The organism is Pedobacter superstes (assembly GCF_037622515.1).
In the GTDB taxonomy this organism is placed as follows: domain Bacteria; phylum Bacteroidota; class Bacteroidia; order Sphingobacteriales; family Sphingobacteriaceae; genus Paradesertivirga; species Paradesertivirga superstes.
In genome coordinates this window covers 128,499-148,731 of the sequence record NZ_JBBJCN010000002.1, presented here as the reverse complement: position 1 = coordinate 148,731, position 20,233 = coordinate 128,499, and the positions used below count along the sequence as shown (strand labels likewise).

Sequence of the window (20,233 nt, the reverse complement as noted above, 5' to 3'; positions counted from 1 at the left end):
CTTAAGATAATGAATTTCATTTTCAGGATAACTTTTTTCTTATTACTTTTTCCCTGCCTTTCAGTATCCAGCCAGGAATTTGGAATTAGGTTTACTCCAAATATTATTTCCAAGTCTAAAGTGATTAACTTTTCCCCTGCTAGAATTGTCGGAGATCGACGTGTTTCATTTGATGCAGGCTTGGATTATACAAAAATGTTTCCGAAGTCTAATTTTGGAGTACAATTCGGGGCAGGAATAGGAATTGTCGATCATAACTATAACTTTAGTGCTCCTCGAAACGCATTTGGCATGATGACTGGTGAAGGACAAATTGCTTTTGCTGATAACTTTGATAACTATTTGTATAACAGTATCTCTGCGCAGGTTGTGTATCGGAAATCTATTAGTAGGATTCAACTTGAAGTTATTACTGGATTTTCTAAAAAAATCTATCACCATAATAACGAAGAGGAAGTCTATGGCTACGCTTTTAATAGAAGTACACCTTATGATTTTGATGATCCTAATGCTGGCCCCCCTGATTATCTTATCACCATTCCTCCCATTAAGAATAGATTGCACCTTGATATACCTTTAGGAATAGGAATTAGAAGAGTTTTCAAAGATCAGAGTGCTTTGACTTTTCGATTAGTTAAAAACTGGAACATTGAGCCTGTCGGAGAGGGTAAATTATTTGTCCGAATGTACAATACTAGTTATGAAGGTGAATTCAGTCCGAGATCTTCGTATGTTGGGTTAGATGTGAGATACAGTTTTTCACTTAAAAAAAGGGCGGTCCCTTTAAATGAGCCACGAACACTTGAAAATAAAGTAAAAACAATAGAACGAGCAACTTCACGATTCAAAAAATCTATTTTTATTGAGGTGCTCGGAAATGGCGGATTAGCTTCAGGTAATTTTGATATGCGATTGAAGAAAAATCATAATGATGGTTTGGGTTTTAGGGTAGGTATAGGTGCTGGTGATTACATTGGAACAGATCTAAATATAGCTGATAGGAATACTACTGTGCCATTAAACATCAACTATATATTTGGAGCACGAAGAAGCGGATTTGAAACAGGGGTAGGCATTACTCCTCAATTTACGTTTAATAATGCTTCGGATGATAAATTTACGGCAACCGGATTTGTCAACATGGGATATCGTTATCAAGCCCTAAAAGAGGGGCCAATATTCAGGATAGCCTTCACGCCTGCATATGGAGCTTCTAAACAGTTAACACCATGGGCGGGAGCATCTTTAGGATATTGCTTCAAATAGTAATTATGGAAATTAAGCCTAAGACGTTTTTTTAGAAGACGTGACTTTTTAAATTAAATGTAAGCAGTTAATTCCGTTACTGTAGTCTCAAAAACGATCCTCTCTTAACTGATTTACTTATGAGCTTATAGAATTTTCCTCGAGATAGCCACAGCAGGCGGATTTGCAATTATTCTCTGGAAATCAGTCGGTAGCTCATCTACCGGCGTAGAAGCCCACGCCCTCTTAATTGACGACATTTCATGCTCAATCAATTCATTTGAAATAGACGTTCGGGCTTCAAGCGTGAGAGCATATTGCATGGAGGGAAATTGTATTCGATGAAATACGTTCCTAACATTTTGTTTTATGAATGACTCCATTTTTGACTCTACGCCCCCCTTTTTTTTAATGATTTCGACTGCGTCAGTCCTTAAATCGTCGAAAATGCATGTTAGGTCCAATATGCCATGATATACAATTACGTCATTATCACTATCTCCCTTAACTTGATAATTTGTGTTATAAACCATACTATAGGTTCTCTCACTGAGCCGGCGCCAATTGGAAGAAGTGTGGCAACTCTGAGTGATAACACCACCTTGATCTAAGTAATGTAGATCAACATGGTAACGAGTTATAAAATTATTTTCTAGTATTATTTCCATGGCAATGTTCAAAAATATTAGGATGACATTTTAAGTAAAAGTAAGAAAGTTAAGCAAAAATCTACCTCTTTCTATCAGTTAGAAAATGTACTTTTTAAATTAAATGTAAGCAGATAATTCAGCTACTTTAGTCTCAAAAAACGATGGAATCCAGTTGATTGTAATTTGCGTTTCAACGATGACTAGGTTAGCCGCCACTAGGACAGCTTACAAGTCCGATCTTTTGATATGAATTTTTATATTCGTGAATAATGTGCTAATCAGTTACCGTTATCTCTCCGAAAATGGGTGTATTACGGAAGTTTTATGGCACATATATACTAGGTTAGGCGTAAGTCTATGAGAACCCTGTTAACTACCTTTCTGCTGACATGTCTTTTCTGCGGTTGCCAACGCAGCAAGAATGAGTTTGACCGAGATGATCAAATCACTAAGATTGCTTTTGCAACAGGGTATTGCCATGGTACGTGCCCTTATCAAGCTATAGAAATTGATAGTTCCCTGACCTACAAATACTATGGAGGAGAGTGGGCCAAAAACAAAGGATACTTCACTGGAACGATCGACCGCGGTTTTTGGGACAGCCTAAATACAGACCTAAAAGACCTTGAATATTGGAATCTCGAAGCTGTTTACGACAATACTGTTGATGACCAGGAGGTGGAATTGATAATTTTTAAGGGTCAGGATAAAAAACACATCCGAGGTCAATATGAAAGTCTTCCAAAAGGTCTTAGAGACTTGTTTTTTAAAATGTATAAAAGTGTTGCCCGGGCTAACCTCAGGCCGATAAAAGACTCTATCGCCTTTGTGACCACTTTACAAACGCCTATGAAATTCCCGGGCTATCCGAAGTTCTTGCCTGAGACTTATAAAAGAGCTACGCCTAAAACAGGCTTGTAGCAATTGCGGCTGACGTGGTCTATGTTTATTTCGCTGCTTTCTATTACATTAGTCTTGCGGCTGAACTGCTATTAATGCCGCAACAGCAACAAGCCTTAACCGTTAATGTGTCTCAAAAAACGATGAAATCCAGTTGATTGTAATTTGCTCTTCAACGATGACTTGGTTAGCCGTCACTAGGACGCTTACAAGTCAGATCTTTTGATATGAAATTTTTATATTCGTGAATGATGTGCTAATCAGTTACCGTTATCTCTCCGAAAATGGGTGTATTCCGGAAGTTTTATGGCACATATATACTAGGTTAGGCGTAACTCTATGAGAACCCTGTTAACTACCTTTCTGCTGACATGTCTTTTCTGCGGTTGCCAACGCAGCAAGAATGAGTTTGACCGACATGGCCAAATCACTAAGATTGCTTTTGCAACAGGGTATTGCCATGGTACGTGCCCTTATCAAGCTATAGAAATTGATAGTTCCCTGACCTACAAATACTATGGAGGAGAGTGGGCCAAAAACAAAGGATACTTCACTGGAACGATCGACCGCGGTTTTTGGGACAGCCTAAATACAGACCTAAAAGACCTTGAATATTGGAATTTCGAAGCTGTTTACGACAATACTGTTGATGACCAGGAGGTGGAATTGATAATTTTTAAGGGTCACGATAAAAAACACATCCGAGGTCAATATGAAAGTCTTCCAAAAGGTCTTAGAGACTTGTTTTTTAAAACGTATAAAAGTGTTGCCCGGGCTAACCTCAGGCCGATAAAAGACTCTATCGCCTTTGTGACCACTTTACAAACGCCTATGAAATTCCCGGGCTATCCGAAGTTCTTGCCTGAGACTTATAAAAGAGCTACGCCTAAAACCGGCTTGTAGCAATTGCGGCTGACGAGGTCTATGTTTATTTCGCTGCTTTCTATTACATTAGTCTTGCGGCTGAACTGCTATTAATGCCGCAACAGCAACAAGCCTTAACCGTTAATGTGTCTCAAAAAACGATGAAATCCAGTTGATTGTAATTTGCTCTTCAACGATGACTTGGTTAGCCGTCACTAGGACGCTTACAAGTCAGATCTTTTGATATGAAATTTTTATATTCGTGAATAATGGTGCTAATCAGTGACCGTTATCTCTCCGAAAATGGCTGTATTCCGGAAGTTTTATGGCAGCAGTTATGTGCAACCAAAGACAAGACAAAAACTACTATGTTAACAGTAACTATACCACTTGAAAGTTTACCAAAAGAATTGTTAGATAAAATATCACCTCAAACTCTAAAATATTTAGTTTTAATCAATCCAACAATTTTATTACTAATAGCTGTTGTTGTAGGTGTACCGACCCCTTATTAGTTGGACAAAAGTAATGAACTAGTTGTGTAATGTTTGTTGATATTCGCTGGTAATTCGGCGGCCATTTCAGTGATATCTTGACGTTCCTTTCTTTGTTTATGCTACCTCTCAAACGTCATTCTCACCCCGTACCGCCCACTCTTCCTTATGAGCTGCATCTTATATTCATTCAAAAATCATTTTCATTTTGTGGGAGAACATTCCCTATCGGAATCTTCATTCATACAAGGCCATCAACGTTTCTCTATTAAATTTTTTGCAGTACCGGCCAATGGTCAAATGCCAGTTCCTCAGTGTCCACAAAAGTCATGTCAAGTGGCTGTAGCTCAGGATACTCAATCGGTGTTGCTTCCTTGCTTAGACGGTATTCCTTGTCGATAGTGCAAACTTCTAATAACCTTGATGGTATTTGTGTAAGGACAATTTCGGATAACCTTGCTTCCATAGCCGGGGTAAGTTTGCCATCAACAGGCTTGGTCATCATCCACTCCCATGCAAGGTCATCTGTCAGGATGCTTGGCATGCGTTGTTTAGAATTATGTATTTGCTTCATTATTGCATTGGCCGAAGTAACACCGAAAGCAACAGTATTGACCCATTTTCCTGTCTCCGGGTCAAACCATTCGTTATAAAGACCCGGGAACCAAAAATACTCTTGTCCTTTAACTCCAACATAATATGGGTATTTAAGCATCTCTTTTAAAGGTTGTCCCTTTTTTCCAATCTTCGGTATATGGCGTGATTCCACCAGACCTGTGGAAAGGACGAGGCAGCGACGTGTTACAGCGGCATCGGCCCACATCGAACGCTTGCCATCTTCTTTAACAAACAAGTTCTCAGCCTTAAAATTTAGCGTGGTGTATTTTGCGCGGAATATGTTGGCCTCAGCACGTGTTTTAAGAAAACCCGGAATATAGCCCCACTCTGCCTGCACAATTTCAAAATCGCGTCCATCCTCTGACGGTACAACTATAGCGCAGGGTGCGTAATTAAATCCGTTATGTACGCCTACATTAAGAAAGTCATAATTTTTAACTGGTTTAGCGAGGTTTTTTAATTCTATGAACTCAGCTTTGGTAACTCGTTGTCCGTTGTAGTAACACATAAACTTATTTGTTTTTACTTCTGATGTATGCGGCAATTAACTTGCCAATTTCTTCTGCCTCTTCCTGGCGGCCTTCTGGAATGGAGGTCCAAAACTTTACATCCTCGTTAGTCAGGCCGACTGTTATGGTTAACGGCCTCCGTGAATCAGGAAATTGGATATTAAAGACCCGTCTGTTTTTAATCGCGGCTTCGGTGACTATTGACCTTTTGCCCTTATAATCAATTTCAAATGGCGGCTCGACTTCCCTCATTTGTATAAAATTAAAAGTTTTTCTTGAAAAAGGCTTGCAGCTCGGGAACAACATTTTTTCAAATTAGCTTTGGCATTTTTCACTTTTTTGCTAAAATTGAAACCAAGCGATATAGCAACGAAAAAAAGACACACCTGTCAACTCATTGTGAGTAAGCTTGTCAGGAGAACATGGAATAAATCGGACAGTAAGGAGAATTTGTGCCGTGAAAGCTCTTTACAAGTTAAGCGAACTTGATATATTTACTTGTCAAAGATGTGTAATGAACCCTCACATTTTCGAAAATTCAATCATCTCAAAGCGCGGGGTGTCACTCCTGTCTGCTTCTTAAAGAAGTTATTAAAATAATTGGGGTACTCGTACCCCAAACTATAAGCAATCTGCGAAACGCTCCAATCAGTGTGCTTTAATAAAGCTTTTGCTTCTTTTACCACTCTATCTGATATATGCTCTGTAGTAGTCTTCCCCGTAACTTCTTTAACCGCTCTATTAAGGTGATTCACATGTACCGATAGGTATTCTGCATACTTGTTGGCGGACTTTAATTTCAAAGCCTGTTCAGGGGAGTCAACAGGAAACTGTCTATCAAGCAATTCCAGGAACAAGGAAGAGATTCGCTCATTAGCATTATGACTTTTGAAGTAGGTATCAGCAGGCTGCATCTTCATCGCTTCATGCAGGATCAAACTCAGATAGTTCCTTAACAAATCATACTTATGTGCGTATGAAGAATGGAATTCCTTTAGCATACTCTGGAATATTCTCTGAAGATCCTTAACCTGCTCGTGGTCTAGAAAATATACTGGGTCAGCGCCTATCTTGTAGAGAGGTGACTCCTGAAGGACAAGATCACGATCTTTATCCTTTATGAACTGTTCGTTAAATAAACAAAAGTAACCGCGCTGCTGCGCTGATATGGGCTCCCATGAACTTGGCACAAGCGGATTAGAGAACAATAAGGCAGGCCGATCAATGAGAATACCTCTATCCGCATAATGCAATCGACTCGTGTCCAGCATTAGCGTTATCTTATAAAAGTCTCTGCGATTGTAAGGATTGGGTTTGCAAGCAAACTCTTCCATCTCGTATACAATGAACTGTTTGTTCAGCTCTTCTCTGTGATTGTGTGAATCAAGAAATTCTGCGGTGCTTACGATCTTACTCATAGTATAAATTTAGCGTTTCTATCGACGATGATACCCATGGACATTAAAAAAGCGATTATATACTGTAATCAATAGAACTCATATGCGCTTCGCCCATACGTTCGCCGTAAATCGGGAATTTTGACAACATCGTATCAATAGCGCGAACATCTTGTTGATCCAAGTTAAGGTTTAGCGCTCCTAAATTTTCTAATAAGTGGTTTTCAAAACGCGTACCAGGAATTGGAACAATGATAGGACTTTTGGCAAGTAACCATGCAAGTGCTACCTGAGATGGTGTAGCATTCTTTGTCGCAGCATATTGTTTAAGCCATTCAATGAGAGGCATATTTAATGGTAAGAATTCTTTTGAAAAGCGTGGAAAGCCTGCACGGAAGTCCGTTTTCTCATCGAACTTCGTTGATGTATCATACTTTCCTGTCAAAAACCCTGAACCTACTGGCGACCAGGGCACGAAGCCAATGCCTAGTTCTTCACAAGTTTTTAGTACACCGTTTAACTCAACATTACGTGTCCACATTGAATACTCTGACTGTACTGCACTAACGGGCAAAACAGCGTGGGCGCGGCGAATAGTTTTAGGGCTCGCCTCCGATAATCCAAAGTGCTGTACTTTTCCTTGTCCGATAAGGTCTTTAATGGTGCCTGCCACATCTTCAATTGGCACATTAGGGTCAACACGGTGCTGATAAAGCAAGTCGATGTAATCTGTTTTAAGACGTCTTAAAGATGCCTCTACAACTTTACGTATTCTTTCAGGACTGCTATTTAAACCGCCTTTTTTGCTTTCCAGTTCCCAGCCAAACTTAGTTGCGATTTTTACTTTGTTTCTAAATGGTGCAAGTGCTTCACCAACAAGTTCTTCATCAGTATAAGGTCCATATACTTCTGCGGTATCAAAGAAGGTAACACCATTTTCAACTGCGGTACGGATAGTCTTTATGGATTGCTGTTTGTCGGCAGGAGGGTTGTAGTTGCCAGCCATGTTCATGCATCCGAGTCCTAATGCAGAGACTTCCAATTTTCCTAATTTTCTTTTCATTTTATTGTCGTTTTGAACTAGCATGTTTTCACCCTGATTATTTTTCTTTTCGGGCTGACCAGAACAGGCGCTTAAAAGCAATGGCCCGAGCGCCAAACCAGCACCGGCTATAACACTGTTGGTTAAAAAATTACGACGGCCAACATGTTGGAGATTGTTGGCATCCAATTCATTTCTGGTGTTTTTCATGATTGATAAATATTTGAATTTTAAAGAAGAATATTATAGTTTCAAAGCTCTTTTCAGATATGCTGGATAATTCCAAATCCTGCTTTATATGCTTATTGTTAAATACATCATAACAATAGTATCCAGGCACGACTGTAAACCCGGAGGGGTGTTGTCATTGCCCTTTGTCTTTAATTTATTATGCGGTAACCTGAAACCAACCTTTAGCCGCGTCAATAATGGTTTGTAATTTTTCAGGGATAGCCAGTTCGGGGATTTTTGAGACGCTTAATGTTTCTTCGATTGTATCTCCGTTCGCTACCAATTCTACCCAGTTTGGATTAATTACCAGTGCCTGGCCGATTGCCACCAGCGCTAAGCCCATCTCTATTGCCTTCTCGGCGTCTTCGGGCTTTTTAACCCCACCTGCAGCAATAACAGGAACTCTGCCATCCACATGGGCTAGTATCAGTTCAGCTATTGTTTTCCCTTCTTCTGCTCCAATTGGCTTTGACTCCAGCACATTTACCAGAGAGGCATGGACATAATCAACACCAGCTTCTACTAATGCATCAATTAAAGGGTAGATGTCATTTATTTTATAGCTCTCAGGCTGCGGCTCTTCTGGAGAAATACGATAGCCTAATAAAAAGGGCCTGTCTGCATTTTCGTTAATCACGTTCCGTATTTCTTTCACTACTTCCAGAGGAAACCTCATCCGGTTTTCAGCAGATCCGCCCCAATTATCACTCCGCTGATTATACAACGGCGAGAAGAAATTTTGCAGCAAGAACCCATGAGCACCATGCAGCTCAACACCATCAAAGCCGGCCTCAATTGCCCGACGAACAGTATCGCCAAAGGCTTTTATGATATCCAAAATCTCGTCATTCGAAAGAGCACGAGGAATGGTTTCGCTCTTTACAAAAGGCATTGGACCAACTTCAACTGCACTAGCACTTACTACTTCACCGCCCGGTATTAAATCTGCTACTGCTTTGTTACCCGCATGGTAAATTTGCATAATTGCAGGGCGTATTCGTGGGTAAATCCGATGCCATTCGCCTTTACTCGTGTGCATCCTGTGATAACTAATCCAGGACCAGCAACACGCGCTCTGTAATATTTGACTTCATCGTCTGAAACAGTATAGTCGTCGTTGCTAGCCCATGTTGTCATAGGAGCCATAGCAACTCTGTTTTTTAGAATGATACTGTTACTGAAAGTAAAAGGCTCAAACAGAAGATTAATTTTTTTAGTATTCATTGATGCTTTATTCAAAGGTTAACGTTAACTACCTGATAGGCTCGCTTTTGGGTCTTAAACACAATAATTAAACCAGCCAGGTAGTAAGATTCGAATAGTTAATATTTAAAGATTCTTGCTATAGAACTGTTTTAATTTGCTTACTGCTGGCGCTACATACTCAGGGATATCATACAAATCCATGTGTGTTGCACCTTTAACAATAAATAATTCTTTATCCTTTGAAGCTGCCTTTTGGTTTAGCTCCTCACTTTGCCACAATGATCCTGCTTCACTACCAGCAATTATTAGAAGTGGCTGAGTAAGAAGCTTGTCAGCTTGACCGAATCCATCAAATAGGATTCCATATGCAAGGCCTGTAAAGAGTAATTTATTAGTTGAGTTTGGATGCTGACCACGAGGAGTACGATAATAAACAGCTGCCTCTTGTAAATCTTTCGGAGCGGTAGTATCTCCTACCTCAGGTACGTAAGGCACATACATAGTAGCAGCGCCGTTTGCTTCTGCAGTCCGTTGTTTGGCTACGGCTTCAAGTGTTACTATAGGATCTATATTGGCCTTTCCATCCCATCCTCTACGACCTGCTGCACCAACATCAACTCCGCTTACTGTTGCAAGTGCCTTGATACGTCGTTCAGTCATAGCAGCCTTTACGGTCGCACCGCTTCCAGCACATATGCCCATAGCGCCAATACGGTTAGCGTCAATATACGATAGGGTTGTTAAATAATCTACTGCACTGTAGATATCGCCAACCCGATTCAACGGATTATCTAAGAACCGTGGTTCTCCACCACTAGCACCTTGATATGAAGCATCAAAAGCAAGAGTAATAAATCCAGCTTCAGAAAGATGCTTTGCATATAAACCTGCTGTCTGTTCTTTCACGCCGCCACCTGGATGAACCACAACTATTGATGGATAAGTCTTTGTCTTATCCATGTTTGCAGGTAAGTATAAGTTTCCTGCCATAGTTATACCGTTATTATTGAAAGTTACCGAGGTGACAGATGATGTAGATTTAGGCTCAGGAACTATGTGATTTGTAATCCTTGAATTGTCGAGCGTTTTTCCTTCTCCAACAAAGCTCAATCCGGCTATAGCTACCGTTGTCATTAAAATTTTTCTCAATTTCATATGATCTTGTTTAATTATGATTCTTTTCAAACCGCTTAGAAGATGTCTCGTTGTTTGATGATACAAAGATCATGGTATAAGGGCCGGAGAAAGTAATATATTCAAACAGAAGAGTATAGAATTCAAACAACAAGACTTATCTTCAATTTCTACGCGTCCGCGAAGTCATCATGATTCTAATAAGTTTAAATTATTCAAATGCCTCAAGACTAATTAGACAAATGCACACACCTCATACATTAAGATGTGAACCTTGATTCTTCTCTATTACCTCCTTTGTAGTTCTAAAATCTCGAACTATGACAGCGATATCTAAACAAAGGATCAGATCCCGAATCCCCACCAAAGACCAGCTATTAAATCTGAGGACTTAGAAGATTTTAAAGATGAAGGCTGATTGAACTGAAGCGGATCGTTAAAGAATCTATGGGTACTGATCTCTGAGGGTAATTATAGCTTCTTCTTTTATCAGCAAACACGAAACTATCAAAAATAAGATTTTAAATACTAATATTTTTAGCATTATCTTTGTTGTCCTATTTCTAAAGAATCCTTTATGGCAGACGACAAACATATTATTCACATGGATCAAGATGCTTTTTTCGTATCGGTCGAGGTACGGAAAAACCCCGATTTAGTTGGTAAGCCGGTCATTATTGGTGGGACGTCAGACCGTGGTGTAGTCGCTTCCTGCAGCTATGAAGCCCGGAAATTTGGTGTGCATTCGGCGATGTCTTCCCGAACGGCCAAAATACTTTGTCCACATGCAATCTTCGTCAAGGGCAATATGGATGAATACTCGAAAGCTTCCCACGAAATTACTGAGATTTTAAAAGAGCGCGTCCCTGTCATTGAAAAGGCTAGTATTGACGAACATTACATCGATATGTCCGGAATGGACCGCTTCCACAATACGTTGAAATATGCCCATGAACTTCGAGAAATAGTAATAAGAGAAACCCAGTTGCCGATCTCGTTCGGCCTGTCGGTGAATAAAACAGTCTCGAAAATGGCTACTAATGAATGTAAGCCAAATGGTGAGTTAAATATAGAACGGTTGGAAGTGCAGGATTTCCTAAACCCGCTTTCGATCCGAAAGATTCCAGGACTTGGAGCGAAGACCTTTATTAAGCTCAGCGATATGGGGGTGAAAAAGATTTATACACTTTCTCAGATTCACCCCGATCAAATGTTTTCAATTTTGGGCAAGAATGGAATAATTCTGCTTCAAAAAGCAAAGGGGATCGATAATTCACCAGTTATCCCATATCATGAACAAAAGTCTCTAGGTACCCAATGCACTTTTAAAGCTGATTCGATCGATATAGAGATGATAAACAACCTTCTGACTTCGATGGTCATGGGCCTGGCATTTGAACTGCGCCAAAAAAGAAAGCTTACTGCCTGTATCACAGTTACCATCCGCTATTCAGATTTCGAGGATGTTACAAAGCAAGCGTCGATCCCTTATACATCGCTGGATAGTGTGCTAATTCAGAAAGCTAAAGATCTATTCAAACAGGTGTATCAAAAGAGAATGCTGCTGCGGTTGGTTGGAGTTCGGCTTTCAAATCTTGTAAGTGGTTACGAGCAGATGAACCTATACTCGACTTCTGAAGAACATTACAGCCTTTGTCAAGCCCTGGATAAGATTAGAAGACGCTTCGGCCCGAAATCAATTAGTCTGGCAAATACAATAGATATAAATCTGTAAAAATGTATTGGAACGTTCATTCGCAATATAGCTTAAGGTATGGCACCATGTCAATCGACAAGTTGATTGAGGAAGCCAGTGCAAGGGGTATAACCCAAATGGCTCTTACTGACATCAACAACTCGACCGGCATGATGGAGTTTATGAGAAAATGTCGGGAGGCAAACATAAAACCCATCGGTGGAATTGAGTTTAGAAAAGACAAAAAGCTGCTGTACGTCGGAATTGCTCGAAATCGAGAAGGGGTTAAAGAGCTGAATGATTTTCTAAGCGAACATAATTTAGAACAAAAGGAATTGCCGTCAACAGCACCGTCCTTCAACAATGCCTTCATTATATATCCTTTTATTTCGAAGCACAAGTTGGAGATAAATCAATTCTTCGGTATCCGGTTTGATGAGCTTCACTTATTATACAAGGCAGACTTCCATTCAATCAAGGGTACCCTGGTAGCCCTGCAGCCTGTATTTGTAGCTGACAAAATTGAGTACAGGCTTCATCAGTATCTTCGGGCAATTGATCTGAATTGTATTCTAACGAAAATCGCTGAGAACGACCATTGCAGCCAAACTGATATGTTTCTTCCCCCTGGGGGATTGGAAGCTAAGTTTTCCCAGTATGCGGTCATTCTGGATAATACACGTGATCTAATGAACCGTTGTGTGATGGACTACCCGTTGAAAAAGGTAAAACTTAACCGCAAAACGTTTACCGGAAACAAAATTGACGATAAAGCACTTTTGGAAAAACTTGCCTATGAGGGCATGATTTACCGTTACGGCAAGAATAACAAAGAGGCTCAACGAAAGGTAAAGCATGAGCTAAAAGTTATCTATGAACTTGATTTTTGCGCCTACTTTTTAATCACCTGGGACATCATCCGGTATTCTATGGGTCAGGGATATTATCATGTGGGCCGTGGCTCAGGTGCGAATAGCATCGTAGCTTATTGTCTGCGGATAACAGATGTTGATCCAATTGAATTGAATCTTTATTTCGAACGATTTTTAAACGCTCAAAGAACCTCGCCACCAGATTTTGATATAGATTATTCATGGGACGAGCGGGAGGATGTGCAGGATTATATTTTCAAACGATATGGTCGCACCCATACAGCGTTATTGGGAACGATGTCAACTTTCAAAGATCGAAGTGTGATAAGGGAGATCGGGAAAGTGATGGGATTGCCAAAGGCTGAAATCGATGCCTTCACGGATCTGACTAGATCGGGCGCCGGGAAGTCAAACGAGACATTCAAAAAAATAATGGCAGCATACGAATTGATGCGCGATATGCCAAACCAAAGAAGCATCCACGCCGGAGGGGTATTGATTTCAGAGGAGCCAATTACATATTACACAGCATTAGACTTACCCCCAAAAGGAATGGCCACGGTTCAATGGGACATGTACGAAGCAGAAAATATCGGATATGATAAGTATGATATTTTGAGCCAGCGAGGCATTGGTCATATTAAAGAAGCGGTTAAACTTGTCGAACGGAATCAGCAACGCAAGGTTGACATACATCGGGTCAAGGATTTTATAAAGGACCCGAAAGTAAACGAACAACTGAAATCTGGACATACGATAGGCTGTTTCTATATCGAATCACCTGCCATGCGGCAGCTTATCCGCAAACTTAAGTGTGATAATTATTTGGTTCTGGTTGCTGCCAGTTCGATTATCAGACCAGGAGTAGCTAGCTCAGGAATGATGCCTGCCTATATTAAATATCATCACGATCCATCACAGGTAAAATATCTCCATCCGGTGATGGAAGATCAGCTTAAGGAAACTTACGGTGTGATGGTTTACCAGGAAGACGTGATAAAAGTCTGCATCCACTTTGCCGGTATGGATGGAACTGATGCAGATATCCTTCGCCGTGGAATGAGTGGAAAGTATCGGTCTAAGAAGGAATTCGACCGTTTAGTTCAACGTTTCTTTGAAGGTGCACGGAATCTTGGAAGGACAGACGAAGTCATTGCAGAAGTATGGAGGCAGGTTTCAAGCTTTGCGGGATATAGCTTTTCAAAAGCACATTCAGCCAGTTTTGCGGTAGAGAGCTATCAAAGCCTGTACCTTAAGACATATCACCCTCGGGAATTTATGGTAGGCGTATTAAATAACTACGGTGGATTTTACCCGCGATGGTTATATGTTGAGGAGCTTAAACGAGCTGGTGCTATCATTCATTTGCCTTGTATCAATGAAAGCGATGCTGTTGTCAGTATAAAGGGAGAGGAGTGCTGGCTGGGACTAATTGGTATCCAGGGATTAGAAAATAGATTCATTGAGTTAATACCTGAGGAGCGCCGGTCAAATGGCTTTTATCTTAACCTGGAAGACTTTGTCAAACGTACAGGAATTGGACTAGAACAAGCGATACTGTTAATTAGAGTTGGAGCTTTAAGATCAAGCGGACGCACGAAGAAGGAGCTTCTCTGGGATGTTCATACCTTATTTGGGAGTAAAGTTAGACCGCTTAACGAACCGGAACTATTTAGCGTGGACACTAAAGAATATCAGTTACCTGAATTGATTAGCACCAAGCTTGAGGATGCTTATCATGAATTGGAGCTATTAGGGTTCCCGGTATCACTTTCCATGTTTGATGTTTTACAGGCCTCATACAGAGGAGCAGTTAAAGCGAAAGAGCTTAATGAGCACGTCGGCGAAACGGTTAAGATGGTGGGCCGATTCATCTGCGACAAAAGTGTTCCTACCAAAACGAAAAAAATGATGTGGTTCGGCAGTTTTTTAGATGTAGAAGGAACTCCGTTTGATACGGTGCATTTTCCGAATAGTAGCCCTTCGTATCCGTTCAGAGGGGCGGGGTGTTATTTGATTTTGGGGAAGGTTGTGGAAGAGTTTGGGTTTGCGAGTGTTGAGGTAAAGAAGTTTGCGAAGTTGGAGATCGAAAAGAACCCCATACTGGAATAAACAATCGGCCATAAAATGTATTATTGTAATATGGCGGATGACTCATTTTATGTGAAAGCCAAAATTGGGCTCGCTGAGTATAGCGTGACTGTTTTACCAAAGTGGGAAAATGATCAAGATGACTCCTATTTCACCATACGGGTACTTCCTGACATTGCAAAGTACCGATGGGAGTGGGTGAAAGGGGGTTTTAGCCAGGATGAGGCAGATGATATCGGGAATAAAATTGATGCATATTACGATTGACCAATGGAATTTGGACGGGATAAAACAACAGACATTTCGACAATTGATTACAGTCTGCCTTTAGGGGACGATTCAATTTTGCCAGGTATCCCTGATCCGGATTTCAAATTCTATTTGGGTACGGGGAAAAACGGTAAACCGGAATGGTGTGGGAATCTCTATCCCGAAAGACTTCCAGATAAGGAGCGCATGTTGGAGTATGGCAAGCATTTTAATTTTCTCGAGCTAAATGGAAGTTTCTATAATGTTCCAACCAGAGAGGTAGCTGAACGTTGGGCAAATGCTGTTAGGAATTCGCCAGGCTTCAAATTTACACCTAAGATATGCCGTACAATCTCACATATAAAAAGGCTTAAGGGTGTTGATGAAGAAACTCAGGAATTTATAGACTTTTGCAAAATCTTCGGTGATGCATTAGGTCCAGCATTCATTCAAGCCGGGGATAATTTCAGTGTAAAAAACTTCCAGGATGTTGAAGCATACCTACTCTCAATACCTGAGGATTTTCGGCTAAATATTGAACTTCGTCACGAAAGCTGGTTTCAACCTGAAGCATTTAAACGTGTTACAGACTTGCTTGAGGATTTCGACATAGGACTTGTAATCACCGATACAAATCTACGAAGAGATGCTTTACACATGCATCTAACGAATGGATGTGTTCATATTCGATTTAATGGAAATAATAATCATATCACCGACAGACTCCGTCTTGAGCAATGGAACGAAAGGATACTGGCCTGGAAATCAAAGGGAGTGAAAGACGTCTATTTTGCATTGCACCAACCGGACGATGCGACTTTCCACGAATCAGTAAAAATAGCTAAAGACGTATTTTCTGAGCTACTCAAATAATTCCTGGCATTTTTCGCAAAAATGAACAGTCCTTGAACCAAGCTTTTCGTGAATAATCGGCATTTTATCCCGGGGGCATTCTTTTCGTTTATAGATTACCAGGTTATCATCCATCACACCGTTCCTCTTCCATTCAAGCATTTCAAAGCTGAACTTCACGCAGTCTTCAATTATATCTTTTAGCTTTTTATCAGGAATAGCTTTTATTTTACTCAGGGGATGAACCATAACCCTAAATAAAACTTCGTTTCTAATCTTATTCCCAACTCCAGTAAATATGTTTTGGTCAATAAGGACATCTACAATTTCATCGTTTGGATTTGCCTTGACCTTCTTTAGGGCAAGTTTTTGATCAAAATTCTCATTCATTACCTCGGAGCGCCAGTCAAGAACCTCGTCTAACGGCTTTTCGATTAACTTGACGACACTAGCATAGAAGTTTAGGTTGCCGGTTTTAAAGGTCAAACCTAGCGTAAGCTTACCTGGCTTTTCGGAATTAATAGTGAAAGAGCCAAAAAGCATAAGATGGACCGATATTGTGAACTCAGGAAAAAGGATTAGTAGTTGTTTGCCATAGGTTCTGACATTTAGGATATTGTTTCCTTTTATTTTCTCTTTAATGTCGGCTTTGATAGATCCTTCAACCCCGAGCACTTTTTGACCGATGAATTGCTTAGAATTTTCACAAAGTACAAGAATGGTAGGCGCTTCTGGCATAAATAGATAACGATAATGTTTATAAACAGTTTGAAAGTTTACAGCCCTTAATTTTCGTTTTACTAAATAGTGTCAACAAGTACGCTCTGTCATTCAGACAAATACACTTTGAGCTTTTTGGATGGTAGTTTTTAGGTCAGTATGCAGGCAAATAAATTCACCGTATGGGCTCTGCATTTGGATTTCCTGCCTGCGCGAGAATGACGGGACAGGTGGCTGGGAGAGTATAGAAATTGCCCTGACCGGCCCTTGAAATTCAGCTTTGCGCCGAAGTGTTATTTTTAAAGGAAATTAAGACTCATCTCTTTCCCTTTCAAAGATCCACGATAAAAACAGTTTTCAATATTGTGATGTTCCTCTATCAATATCTGGATGAGCGGGCTCGTCAGGGCTTGCTGTTGGGAAAAAATAAGGGAAAGAATATAGAAAGAATATTCCAGTAAAATAACAGCCCCGCAAGGGGCTTTGTTGTCTCAGGAGAATGAAAATAGCAACTTACAATATAAACGGAATAAACGGGCGATTAGAGATTTTGCTGCGCTGGCTGAAGGAGGCTGAGCCTGATATTGTATGCCTGCAGGAGCTCAAATCAGAGAATGGCAAATTCCCTGAACAAGCTATCGCGGATGCTGGTTACCAGGCCATCTGGCATGGGCAGAAGAGCTGGAACGGTGTTGCTATTCTTTCTAAAACACCTATCAGAGAAATGCGTAAGGACCTGCCGGGTGAGGACGAAGAATTTACGCACAGCCGCTATATCGAAGGGTTTGTAAACGGGATCGTAATTGGTTGCATTTATCTTCCAAATGGGAATCCATACCCAGGGCCGAAGTTTGACTATAAATTACGCTGGTTTGAGCGCCTGACTACTCATGCAAAGGATCTGGTCGATTTAGATTTCCCTGTTATTTTAATAGGAGACTATAATGTAATGCCAACGGAACTGGACACATACAAGCCAGAGAAATATCTTGAAAATGCCCTGTTCCTGCCAGAAAGCCGGGAGGCTTACAAGGAGCTGGTAGACCAGGGGTGGATGGATGCAATCAGGACACTTTATCCAAATGAGCGCATTTATACTTTTTGGGATTATCTTAGGGATGCCTATGGCAGAAACGCCGGATTAAGGCTCGATCATATTCTGCTAAACAGGAAAATTGCGGGAAGGCTTGCTTCGGCCGCAGTAGATAAGCATGTCCGGGGATGGAAGGGCTCAAGCGATCATGCGCCGGTGTGGATAGAATTAGCTGACGATGATATTTCAAAAGGTAAGTTATCAGCACCAAAAGCAGAAACTCTGGAAATGAAAATTCAGAAATCTGAAACCGCAGAGCTCAATAAGGAATTACCCATTGCTGATTTAAAAACCTTAATAAAGGACGCGCCGGAGTCAAAAATCCCTTCTAACATCAAACCAATGAAGGCAACTCTTGTAGATGCGCCATTTGATGATCCGGGATGGATTTACGAGATAAAATGGGACGGCTACCGGGCGGTTGCGCTGGTTAAAGAGGGCAGAGCTGAGCTGGTATCGCGAAATAATCTTCAGTTTGATCAGTTTGCTCCTATCAATAAATTGCTGGAGAGCTGGCAGCTTAACGTGGTTCTGGACGGGGAGATTGTTGCGCTTAATGAAAAGGGGAACGCCAATTTTGGCGCCTTGCAGAATTGGCGCAATACCAAAAATGCTACCCTTGTTTATTTCGTGTTTGATATTCTCTGGTACGATGGAAAACTGCTTACCGGATTGCCGCTCTACCAGCGACGGGAAATATTGAAGGCTATTTTACCAGAAAGCGAGCTCGTCCGTTTAAGCCAGACATTCGAAGTGGATGGTATACAGTTTTTTGAAGCGGCTAAGAAGATGAAGCTTGAAGGCATTATTGCTAAGAGAGCCGACAGTTTGTACACCTCAGATGCACGTTCTCGCCAGTGGCTGAAGATCAAAGCAAAGCTCCGGCAGGAGGTGGTTATAGCAGGGTTTACTAAAAATGACGGGACGGTAAAGTATTTCAGCGCGCTTGCAATTGGAGTTTATGATCAAAGAGGAGTGCTTCGCTATATCGGAAAAGTTGGAACCGGCTTTAACGCGGCCAGGCAAAAAGAAATGATGGAGCAGTTTAAGCCCTTGATAACAGCTGAATGCCCTTTTGATGATGAGCCGGACGTAGATGAACCCTCGGCGTTTCGACCAAGAAGATTGGGTGCAAAAGCGACCTGGCTGAAGCCGGACCTGGTTTGTGAGGTAGAATTTGCTGAAATCACCAACGATGGTAAAGTCCGGCAGGCTTCTTTCAAAGGTATGCGCAGCGATAAAAATCCTCAGGATATAGTAATGGAACCAGAAGAAGATACTGATGAGGTAGTTGAAGAAGTCAACCTGCTTTCCGATATGGAGGCAGTGAAAAGCGGGAAGCCTGCATCCAAAAAAGCTAAAGCATCCAATCCAAAATCAGCGGTAATACCGGCGGATCTTTTGATTTCCTCCAAGAATGATATTGAAGAGAAAAAGGTGGATGGACACCTGCTCAAATTCACTAACCTTAACAAATTGTACTGGCCCGAGGATGGAATCACTAAACGGGATATGTTCAATTACTATCACCAGGTTGCACCTTTCATGGTTCCCTATCTAAAAGACCGGCCAATGTCGTTAAACCGTTTCCCCGGCGGAATACACGGGAAAAGTTTCTACCAGAAGAATGTTAAAGATAGCGCTCCCGACTGGGCTGAAACGATGCCGCATACAAATGACAGCGGAGAGGATAAGGACTACTTACTCGGAAATAATGAAGCGACCTTATTATGGATGGCAACATTGGGTTGTATCGAAATGAACCCCTGGTTCAGTCGTGTTCAATCCGCAGACTACCCGGATTACTGCGTAATAGATCTCGATCCTGACAAACAAAGTTTTGAGCAGGTGATACAGGCTGCGCAGGAAGTCCGGAAAGTGCTGGATGCTATAGATGTTCCCAGCTATCCTAAAACTTCGGGCTCAACAGGCATACACATTTATATTCCGCTGGGCGCCAAATACACTTATGATCAAAGTCAGCTTTTCGCCAATATTATAGTGAAGCTTGTACATAAACAGTTACCTGATTTTACTACTCTTGAACGAATGATTTCTAATCGAAAAGGCAAAATGTATCTGGACTTTTTACAAAACCGGCCGGGTGCAACGATAGCCGGGGTTTATTCTTTAAGGCCCAAGCCCGGCGCAACTGTATCTATGCCAGTAAGCTGGGACGAAGTCAGACCCGGACTGACAATGCGAGACTTCAATATTCATAACGCGATAGACCGTTTAAGAGAAACCGGCGATTTGTTCAGTGGTGTATTGGGTGAAGGTATAGACCTTAAAACCACCATTGAAAAAGCTCAAAGTGTCTTTGGCTAGTTCGGGTTAAATGCGACTTTGTGAAGACAGAGCAATTTAAAA

18 protein-coding genes are annotated in these 20,233 nt (G+C 41.1%); 9 read left to right on the top strand and 9 right to left on the bottom strand.

Annotation, left to right across the window (positions count from 1 at the left end; genetic code table 11):
• Nucleotides 1-9 precede the first annotated feature (9 nt).
• On the top strand, nucleotides 10-1,266 hold the full coding sequence (locus tag WG906_RS06070) for a hypothetical protein (RefSeq protein ID WP_339991650.1): 1,257 nt from the start codon (nucleotides 10-12) through the stop codon (nucleotides 1,264-1,266).
• Between the two features lie 125 nt (nucleotides 1,267-1,391).
• Here WG906_RS06070 and WG906_RS06065 read toward each other — a convergent pair whose 3' ends face one another.
• Nucleotides 1,392-1,913 carry a hypothetical protein gene (locus WG906_RS06065; RefSeq protein ID WP_339991649.1) on the bottom strand — a complete coding sequence of 174 codons (522 nt, stop codon included), beginning with the start codon at nucleotides 1,911-1,913 and terminating at the stop codon, nucleotides 1,392-1,394.
• Nucleotides 1,914-2,252: 339 nt separating this feature from the next.
• On the opposite strand from WG906_RS06065, the gene WG906_RS06060 reads away from it, so the two are divergent.
• The 3 genes from WG906_RS06060 to WG906_RS06050 all read left to right on the top strand — a co-directional run bounded on the left by WG906_RS06060 (nucleotide 2,253) and on the right by WG906_RS06050 (nucleotide 4,174).
• A complete protein-coding gene (locus tag WG906_RS06060; RefSeq protein WP_339991648.1) occupies nucleotides 2,253-2,816 on the top strand; it encodes a DUF6438 domain-containing protein in 564 nt (187 codons plus the stop codon).
• A 318-nt stretch (nucleotides 2,817-3,134) separates the two neighbouring features.
• On the top strand, nucleotides 3,135-3,698 hold the full coding sequence (locus WG906_RS06055) for a DUF6438 domain-containing protein (protein ID WP_339991647.1): 564 nt from the start codon (nucleotides 3,135-3,137) through the stop codon (nucleotides 3,696-3,698).
• 230 nt (nucleotides 3,699-3,928) lie between these two features.
• The gene (locus WG906_RS06050) at nucleotides 3,929-4,174 is read left to right on the top strand and encodes a hypothetical protein (protein WP_339991646.1); all 246 of its coding nucleotides are present in this window, start codon (nucleotides 3,929-3,931) and stop codon (nucleotides 4,172-4,174) included.
• Between the two features lie 247 nt (nucleotides 4,175-4,421).
• Here WG906_RS06050 and WG906_RS06045 read toward each other — a convergent pair whose 3' ends face one another.
• From WG906_RS06045 to WG906_RS06015, 7 genes are all read right to left on the bottom strand, one after another.
• Entirely contained in the window at nucleotides 4,422-5,279 is an 858-nt protein-coding gene (locus WG906_RS06045; protein ID WP_339991645.1) for an SOS response-associated peptidase, read from the bottom strand.
• 4 nt (nucleotides 5,280-5,283) lie between these two features.
• Nucleotides 5,284-5,532, bottom strand: a complete 249-nt coding sequence (locus WG906_RS06040) for a hypothetical protein (RefSeq protein WP_339991644.1) — start codon at nucleotides 5,530-5,532, stop codon at nucleotides 5,284-5,286.
• A 290-nt stretch (nucleotides 5,533-5,822) separates the two neighbouring features.
• Entirely contained in the window at nucleotides 5,823-6,698 is an 876-nt protein-coding gene (locus tag WG906_RS06035) for a helix-turn-helix domain-containing protein (RefSeq protein WP_339991643.1), read from the bottom strand.
• A gap of 55 nt (nucleotides 6,699-6,753) precedes the next feature.
• Nucleotides 6,754-7,929 carry an aldo/keto reductase gene (locus WG906_RS06030; RefSeq protein ID WP_339991642.1) on the bottom strand — a complete coding sequence of 392 codons (1,176 nt, stop codon included), beginning with the start codon at nucleotides 7,927-7,929 and terminating at the stop codon, nucleotides 6,754-6,756.
• Nucleotides 7,930-8,107: 178 nt separating this feature from the next.
• Nucleotides 8,108-8,932, bottom strand: coding sequence for an oxidoreductase (locus tag WG906_RS06025; RefSeq protein WP_339991641.1), 825 nt, complete (start codon nucleotides 8,930-8,932; stop codon nucleotides 8,108-8,110).
• A complete protein-coding gene (locus WG906_RS06020) occupies nucleotides 8,899-9,174 on the bottom strand; it encodes an oxidoreductase (RefSeq protein WP_339991640.1) in 276 nt (91 codons plus the stop codon). The genes WG906_RS06025 and WG906_RS06020 overlap by 34 nt, the downstream gene beginning before the upstream one ends.
• A gap of 105 nt (nucleotides 9,175-9,279) precedes the next feature.
• Complete coding sequence (locus WG906_RS06015; protein WP_339991639.1) at nucleotides 9,280-10,311, bottom strand: alpha/beta hydrolase; 1,032 nt, start codon at nucleotides 10,309-10,311, stop codon at nucleotides 9,280-9,282.
• 556 nt (nucleotides 10,312-10,867) lie between these two features.
• Between WG906_RS06015 and dinB the strand changes: the two genes are divergently transcribed.
• Genes dinB through WG906_RS05995 form a run of 4 tightly spaced genes read left to right on the top strand, consistent with a single transcriptional unit; the run spans nucleotide 10,868 to nucleotide 16,071 of the window.
• Complete coding sequence (gene dinB, locus WG906_RS06010; protein WP_339991638.1) at nucleotides 10,868-12,025, top strand: DNA polymerase IV; 1,158 nt, start codon at nucleotides 10,868-10,870, stop codon at nucleotides 12,023-12,025.
• A 2-nt stretch (nucleotides 12,026-12,027) separates the two neighbouring features.
• A complete protein-coding gene (locus tag WG906_RS06005) occupies nucleotides 12,028-14,970 on the top strand; it encodes a DNA polymerase III subunit alpha (protein WP_339991637.1) in 2,943 nt (980 codons plus the stop codon).
• Nucleotides 14,971-15,000: 30 nt separating this feature from the next.
• Complete coding sequence (locus WG906_RS06000) at nucleotides 15,001-15,216, top strand: hypothetical protein (RefSeq protein WP_339991636.1); 216 nt, start codon at nucleotides 15,001-15,003, stop codon at nucleotides 15,214-15,216.
• 3 nt (nucleotides 15,217-15,219) lie between these two features.
• Nucleotides 15,220-16,071, top strand: coding sequence for a DUF72 domain-containing protein (locus WG906_RS05995; RefSeq protein WP_339991635.1), 852 nt, complete (start codon nucleotides 15,220-15,222; stop codon nucleotides 16,069-16,071).
• On the opposite strand, the gene WG906_RS05990 is transcribed toward WG906_RS05995, so the two are convergent.
• Entirely contained in the window at nucleotides 16,060-16,788 is a 729-nt protein-coding gene (locus tag WG906_RS05990) for a DNA-formamidopyrimidine glycosylase family protein (protein ID WP_339991634.1), read from the bottom strand. The genes WG906_RS05995 and WG906_RS05990 overlap by 12 nt on opposite strands.
• A 481-nt stretch (nucleotides 16,789-17,269) precedes the next feature.
• Here WG906_RS05990 and ligD point away from each other — a divergent pair, with 481 nt between their 5' ends.
• On the top strand, nucleotides 17,270-20,191 hold the full coding sequence (gene ligD, locus WG906_RS05985) for a DNA ligase D (protein ID WP_339991633.1): 2,922 nt from the start codon (nucleotides 17,270-17,272) through the stop codon (nucleotides 20,189-20,191).
• Nucleotides 20,192-20,233: the final 42 nt, after the last annotated feature.

Excerpts from the sequence above, each read along its gene's own strand:
- WG906_RS06070 (WP_339991650.1), top strand. The coding sequence starts at position 10 with ATGAATTTCATTTTCAGGATAACTTTTTTCTTATTACTTTTTCCCTGC.
- WG906_RS06065 (WP_339991649.1), bottom strand. The coding sequence starts at position 1,913 with ATGGAAATAATACTAGAAAATAATTTTATAACTCGTTACCATGTTGAT.
- WG906_RS06060 (WP_339991648.1), top strand. The coding sequence starts at position 2,253 with ATGAGAACCCTGTTAACTACCTTTCTGCTGACATGTCTTTTCTGCGGT.
- WG906_RS06055 (WP_339991647.1), top strand. The coding sequence starts at position 3,135 with ATGAGAACCCTGTTAACTACCTTTCTGCTGACATGTCTTTTCTGCGGT.
- WG906_RS06050 (WP_339991646.1), top strand. The coding sequence starts at position 3,929 with ATGGTGCTAATCAGTGACCGTTATCTCTCCGAAAATGGCTGTATTCCG.
- WG906_RS06045 (WP_339991645.1), bottom strand. The coding sequence starts at position 5,279 with ATGTGTTACTACAACGGACAACGAGTTACCAAAGCTGAGTTCATAGAA.
- WG906_RS06040 (WP_339991644.1), bottom strand. The coding sequence starts at position 5,532 with ATGAGGGAAGTCGAGCCGCCATTTGAAATTGATTATAAGGGCAAAAGG.
- WG906_RS06035 (WP_339991643.1), bottom strand. The coding sequence starts at position 6,698 with ATGAGTAAGATCGTAAGCACCGCAGAATTTCTTGATTCACACAATCAC.
- WG906_RS06030 (WP_339991642.1), bottom strand. The coding sequence starts at position 7,929 with ATGAAAAACACCAGAAATGAATTGGATGCCAACAATCTCCAACATGTT.
- WG906_RS06025 (WP_339991641.1), bottom strand. The coding sequence starts at position 8,932 with ATGCAAATTTACCATGCGGGTAACAAAGCAGTAGCAGATTTAATACCG.
- WG906_RS06020 (WP_339991640.1), bottom strand. The coding sequence starts at position 9,174 with ATGAATACTAAAAAAATTAATCTTCTGTTTGAGCCTTTTACTTTCAGT.
- WG906_RS06015 (WP_339991639.1), bottom strand. The coding sequence starts at position 10,311 with ATGAAATTGAGAAAAATTTTAATGACAACGGTAGCTATAGCCGGATTG.
- dinB (WP_339991638.1), top strand. The coding sequence starts at position 10,868 with ATGGCAGACGACAAACATATTATTCACATGGATCAAGATGCTTTTTTC.
- WG906_RS06005 (WP_339991637.1), top strand. The coding sequence starts at position 12,028 with ATGTATTGGAACGTTCATTCGCAATATAGCTTAAGGTATGGCACCATG.
- WG906_RS06000 (WP_339991636.1), top strand. The coding sequence starts at position 15,001 with ATGGCGGATGACTCATTTTATGTGAAAGCCAAAATTGGGCTCGCTGAG.
- WG906_RS05995 (WP_339991635.1), top strand. The coding sequence starts at position 15,220 with ATGGAATTTGGACGGGATAAAACAACAGACATTTCGACAATTGATTAC.
- WG906_RS05990 (WP_339991634.1), bottom strand. The coding sequence starts at position 16,788 with ATGCCAGAAGCGCCTACCATTCTTGTACTTTGTGAAAATTCTAAGCAA.
- ligD (WP_339991633.1), top strand. The coding sequence starts at position 17,270 with ATGAAAATAGCAACTTACAATATAAACGGAATAAACGGGCGATTAGAG.